Source organism: Micromonospora cabrerizensis, assembly GCF_022230955.1.
GTDB lineage: Bacteria > Actinomycetota > Actinomycetes > Mycobacteriales > Micromonosporaceae > Micromonospora > Micromonospora cabrerizensis.
Genome location: NZ_JAKKFI010000110.1, coordinates 1 through 6,389, shown reverse-complemented (window position 1 = coordinate 6,389; position 6,389 = coordinate 1). Strand labels below are relative to the sequence as shown.

The window sequence follows — 6,389 nt, the reverse complement described above, 5'->3', positions numbered from 1 at the left end:
CCGCAGACGTGCTCCCTCGCCCTCGCCGGTGGTGCCACCGTCCTCGCCACCCCGGAGGCGTTCGTCGAGTTCAGCCGTCAGCGTGGCCTCGCCCCGGACGGCCGCTGCAAGCCGTTCGCCGCCGCCGCCGACGGCACCGGCTGGTCCGAGGGCGCCGCCCTGCTCCTGCTGGAACGGCTCTCCGACGCCCGCCGCAACGGCCACCCGGTGCTCGCGGTCATCCGGGGCACCGCGGTCAACCAGGACGGCGCCTCCAACGGTCTCACCGCCCCCAACGGGCCCGCCCAGCAGCGCGTCATCCGGGCCGCACTGGCCAACGCCCGACTCACCGCGGCCGACGTGGACCTGGTGGAGGCACACGGCACCGGAACCCGGCTCGGCGACCCGATCGAGGCGCAGGCGCTGCTCGCCACGTACGGCCAGAGCCGTCCGGCCGGCGAACCCCTCTGGCTCGGCTCGCTCAAGTCCAACCTCGGCCACACCCAGGCCGCGGCCGGCGTCGGCGGCGTGATGAAGACGGTGCTCGCCCTGCGGGCCGGCGTCATGCCGCGCACCCTGCACGTCGACGAGCCCACCCCGCACGTGGACTGGACGGCCGGCAACGTCCAGCTGCTCACCGCCGAGCGCCAGTGGGCGCCGGGGGAGCGACCGCGTCGCGCGGCGGTCTCCGCGTTCGGCATCAGCGGCACCAACGCCCACGCGATCATCGAGGAGGCTCCGGCGGCGGACGACGCCCCCGCGACGCCGACGCCGGCCGGCACCGACCCGGTCTGGGTGCTCAGCGGCCACACCCCGGAGGCGCTGCGGGCCCAGGCCGCCCGCCTCGGCGACTTCGCGGCCACCGCCACGGCGAGCCACGCCGACATCGCCTACTCGCTCGCCGCGACCCGCTCACCCCTTCCGGTACGGGCCGTGGTCACCGGCACCGACCTGCCGGGTGCCCTGGCGGCCCTGGCCGACGGCGTCGCCACCGCCGGGGTTGTCACCGGCGCGGCCCAGGACGGCCGCACCGCGTTCCTCTTCTCCGGTCAGGGCTCCCAGCGACGCGGCATGGGCCTCGACCTCGCCGGGCGCTTCCCGGTGTACGCGCGGGCACTCGACCTGGTCTGCGCGGAACTGGACCCGCACCTCGACCGCCCGCTGCGCGAGGTGATCGCCGACGGGGTGGACCTGGAGCAGACCGTCTACACGCAGGCGGCCCTGTTCGCGGTGGAGGTCGCCCTGTTCCGGCTGGTCGAGTCGTTCGGTGTCATCCCGGACTACCTGGTGGGGCACTCGATCGGGGAGATCGCCGCCGCCCACGTGGCCGGCGTGCTGTCCCTCGCGGACGCAGCGACGTTGGTGGCGGCCCGAGGCCGGCTCATGCAGGCGCTGCCGGCCGGTGGGGTGATGGTGGCCGTACGGGCGAGCGAGGCCGAGGTGCTGCCGCTGCTGTCCGAGGGCGCGGACATCGCCGCGGTCAACGGTCCCCGCTCGGTGGTGCTGTCCGGCGCCCCCGACGCGGTGGCGGCGGTCGTCGCCCATTTCGAGAAGTCCAAGCCGCTGACGGTCAGTCACGCGTTCCACTCGGCGCTGATGGAGCCGATGCTGGCCGCCTTCGCGCAGGTGGCGACCACCCTGACCTACCACCCGCCGGTCATCGGTGTCGTCTCCAACCTCACCGGGCAGCTCGCCGGCACGCAGGACGCCGACTACTGGGTCCGGCACGTGCGCAACGCCGTCCGGTTCGCCGACGGCATCGCCTGGCTGCGGGGCCGTGGCGTCACCCGGTTCCTGGAGATCGGCCCGGACGGCGTCCTCACCGCGATGGCCCGGGAGAGCGACGACACCGAAGCCGCCTACCTGCCCCTGCTACGCCGGGGCCGCCCCGAGGTGACCTCCCTGATCACCGGGCTGGCCGAGGCGTACGTGCGGGGCGCCGCGGTGGACTGGACCGTGCTGGCCACCGGCGGCAACCGTGTCGACCTGCCCACCTACGCGTTCCAGCAGCAGCGGTACTGGCCCACCACCGGCACCGCGCCGGCCGGGGACACCAGAGGGCTCGGCCTCACCGGCGTCGACCACCCGCTGCTCGGCGCCTCCGTCTCCCTGGCCGGCGCCGACGAGCACCTCTTCACCGGCCACTGGTCCGCCGCCGGGCACCCGTGGCTCGCCGACCACCAGGTCGCCGGGGACCTCGTCGTCCCCGGCACCGCCCAGCTCGAGGCGGTCCTCGCGGCCGGCACCGAGATCGGCTGCGAGACGGTCGAGGACCTGGTCCTGGCCACCCCGCTCCTGCTGCCGCCCGCGGGCGTACAGGTGCAGGTCCGCGTCGGCGCCGCGGACACCGACGGCCGCCGCAGCGTCAGCGTGCACAGCGGCGACGGCGAGACGTGGACCGTGCACGCCTCCGGCACCCTCGCCGTCACCGGCAGCGCGACGCCCGCCCCGGCCGAGTGGCCGCCGCCGGGCGCCGAACCCGTCGACCTCACCGACCTCTATCCCGCGCTGGTCGAGCGGGGCCTCGCCTACGGGCCCGCGTTCCGCGGCCTGGAAGCGGTCTGGCGCGGCCCGCTGGGGGAGACGTTCGCCGAGGTACGCGCCCCCGAGAGCATCGACGCCACCCGCTTCGGGCTGCACCCCGCGCTCCTCGACGCCGCCCTGCACGCCCTCGGGTGCACGGGCACCGGCGACGAACCGGCCGCCGTCCCGTTCGCCTGGAACGGCGTCACCCTGCACGCGGTCGGCGCCGACACGATCCGGGTCCGGCTGCGCGGCACCGGGACCGTCGCCCTGGACGTCTGGGACACCACGGGCCAGCCGGTCGCCACCGTCGGTTCCCTGGTGCTCCGCCCGTACGCCCCGCCCACTGCGAAAGCACTCCCGGTCGCCGACGCCCTGCACCGCCTCGCGTGGACGCCGGTCGTCGCCTCGGCAACCGCCACTGCGACGGCCGCCGTCCCGCCGCAGGTCTGGCGCCCGGAGACCGCCGGTGACGACCCGGTGGCAACGGTGCACACCGCGACCGCCGCCACGCTCGACCTGCTCCAGCGGTTCCTACGCGACACCACCGACGTGGGCACCCGCCTCGCCGTGGTCACCTCCGGCGCGGTGGCGACCTCGCCCGACGAGGACGTACCCGACCTGGCCGCGGCGGCGGTCTGGGGTCTGGTCCGCACCGCCCAGACCGAGAACCCGGACCGCTTCGTCCTGGTCGACCTGGACCGCCACGACGACGACACGGCGCTCGCCGCCGCGCTCGCCACCGGAGAACCGCAGCTCGCCGCCCGCAACGGCACCCTGCTCGCCCCTCGCCTGGCCCGCGCCGCGACCGGCCCCGCCCTGATCCCGCCGGCCGGCGTCCCCTGGCGCCTCGACGTGCCGGTCAAGGGCACCCTGGACAACCTCACCCTGGTCCCGTGCCCCGAGGTCGACGAACCGCTCGGCCCGGGCCAGGTCCGGATCGCCGTCCGCGCCACCGGCCTCAACTTCCGCGACGTCCTCATCGCCCTGGACATGTACCCCGACGTCGCCCAGCTCGGCAGCGAGGGCGCCGGTGTCGTCACCGCCGTCGGCCCCGGCGTCGACGGGGTGCGGGTCGGCGACGCGGTGATGGGCATGTTCTACGGCGGGTTCGGCCCGGTCACCGTCACCGACCACCGGCTGGTCACCCCGATCCCGGCCGGGTGGACGTTCGAGCAGGCCGCCGCCGTGCCGATCGTCTTCCTCACCGCCTACTACGCCCTGGTCGACCTGACCGGTCTGCGTGCCGGGGAGTCGCTGCTGGTGCACGCCGCCACCGGTGGTGTCGGCATGGCCGCCGTGCAGCTGGCCCACCACCTCGGCGCCACCGTCTACGGCACGGCCAGCCCGGCGAAGTGGGACACCCTGCGCGGTCTGGGTGTCGCCGGCGACCGGATCGCCTCGTCCCGGACCACCGGGTTCGAGGAGAGGTTCCGTGCCGCGACCGGCGACCACGGGATCGACGTGGTGCTCAACTCGCTCACCGGCGAACACGTCGACGCCTCCCTGCGGCTGCTGGCCGCGGGCGGCCGGTTCGCCGAGATGGGCAAGAACGACGTCCGCGACCCCGCCGCCATCACGGCCGCGTACGGCGTCAACTACCAGGCCTTCGACACCATCGAGGCCGGACCGGACCGGATCCAGCAGATGCTGCGCGCCCTGGTCGACCTCTTCGAGGCCGGAGCGCTACGGCCACTGCCGGTGACCACCTGGGACGTCCGCTCGGCCGGTGCCGCGTTCCGGCACGTCAGCCAGGCCGCCCACGTCGGCAAGGTGGTCCTCACCGTCCCGACCGCCCTCGACCCGGAGGGCGTCGTCCTGCTCACCGGTGGAACCGGCGCGATCGGCGCGGCCGTCGCCCGGCACCTCGTCACCACGCACGGCGCCCGGCACCTGGTGCTGGCCGGCCGCCGTGGCCCGGACGCGCCCGGTGCCGCCGACCTCGCCGACGAACTGCGCGGGCTGGGCGCGAGCGTGATCCTGGCCGCCTGTGACGTCGCCGACCGCAACGCCGCCGCGGCCCTGATCGCGGCCAGCACCACGGAGCGGCCGCTGACCGCAGTCGTCCACCTGGCCGGTGTCCTCGACGACGGGGTGCTCGACGCGATGACACCCGACCGGCTGGCCGGCGTGCTGCGCCCCAAGGCCGACGCCGCCTGGCACCTGCACGACCTCACCAGGAATCAGCCACTCGCCGCGTTCGTGCTCTTCTCGTCGCTGTCCGGGCTGCTCGGCGCGGCGGGCCAGGCCAACTACGCGGCCGCGAACGCGTTCCTCGACGGGCTCGCCGCGCACCGGCGCGCCCAGGGCCAACCGGCCATCTCGCTCGCCTGGGGTCCCTGGACCGCCACGACCAGCATGGCCGGGCGGCTGGACGACACCGACACACGGCGGATGGACCGCACGGGCGTGCTCGGCTTCAGCACCGCCGAGGGGCTGGCGTTGCTCGACGCGGCGCTCGGCATCGACGAGCCGTTGAGCGTCCCCGTGCGGCTGGCCCGTACGGTCGCGGCCGGCACCACCCCGCCACCGCTGCTCCGCGCTCTGGTTCGCGGCTCCGCCCGCCCGGCCGGCACCGCCGGGCCGGCCGACGCGGCGACCGCGCTGCGCCGTCGCCTGGCCGCCGCCCCCGCCGAGGTCGAACGGATCCTGCTGGGAATCGTCGTGGCGGACGTCGCGGCGGTCCTCGGGCACGACCCGTCCGACATCGTCGCCGGTCGCGCCTTCAAGGAACTCGGGTTCGACTCGCTGACCGCCGTGGAACTCCGCAACCGGCTCGGCGCCGCGACCGGGCTCCGACTGTCCGCGACCCTCGCCTTCGACCATCCGAGCCCCCTCGCGCTCGTCGCCCACCTGCGCGACGAACTGCTCGGCGGCGCGATCCCGCAGGCACCGCAACCGTCGGCCGAGGTCGCCGGGGACGACGACGACCCGATCGCGATCGTCGCGATGGCCTGCCGCTACCCGGGTGGGATCAGCACCCCGGAAGAGCTGTGGCGGCTGGTCGCCGACGGCGCCGAGGGCATCACCGCCGTCCCGACGGACCGTGGGTGGCGCGCCGACCTCTTCGACACCGGACGGGACGGCGGCTCGGCCACCGACCGTGGGGGCTTCCTGCACGACGCCGCCGACTTCGACGCGGACTTCTTCGGCATCTCGCCCCGCGAGGCGCTGGCGATGGACCCCCAGCAGCGGCTGCTGCTGGAATCCACCTGGGAGGCCCTGGAACGCGCCGGCATCGACCCGGAGACGGTCCGCGGCGAGCCGGTCGGCGTGTTCGTCGGCGCCTCGGCCCAGGGCTACGACACGCTGCTCCAGGGCCGCGACGCCAGCGCCGGCTACCTGCTCACCGGCACCGCCGCCAGCGTCATCTCCGGCCGGCTCGCGTACACGTTCGGTTTCGAGGGTCCGGCCGTCACGGTCGACACCGCCTGCTCGGCGTCCCTGGTCGCACTGCACCTGGCGATCCGGGCGATCCGCAACGGCGAGTGCGCGATGGCCGTCGCCGGCGGCGCGGTGGTGATGGCCACGCCCACCATGTTCCTGGAGTTCTCCCGACAGGGCGGACTCGCCGCCGACGGGCGCTGCAAGGCGTTCGGGGCGGGCGCCGACGGCACCGGCTGGTCCGAGGGCGTCGGGGTGCTGCTGGTCGAGCGGCTGTCCACCGCGGTCCGGCGCGGTCACCCGGTGCTCGCGCTGGTCCGTGGCACGGCCGTCAACCAGGACGGCGCGTCGAACGGTCTGACCGCTCCGAACGGCCCCGCACAGCAGCGGGTGATCCGGGCCGCGCTGGCCGACGCCGGTCTCTCCACCGCCGACGTCGACGTGGTGGGGGCCCACGGCACCGGCACGGTGGTGGGTGACCCGCGGATGGGGCGGACGGTGCC

Annotated in this window: 1 protein-coding gene; it reads left to right on the top strand. The window is 75.5% G+C overall.

The window, feature by feature from the left end; translation table 11 throughout:
- The coding region (locus LADH09A_RS28630; protein WP_274530305.1) for a type I polyketide synthase at positions 1 to 6,389 on the top strand (6,389 nt) is incomplete at both ends.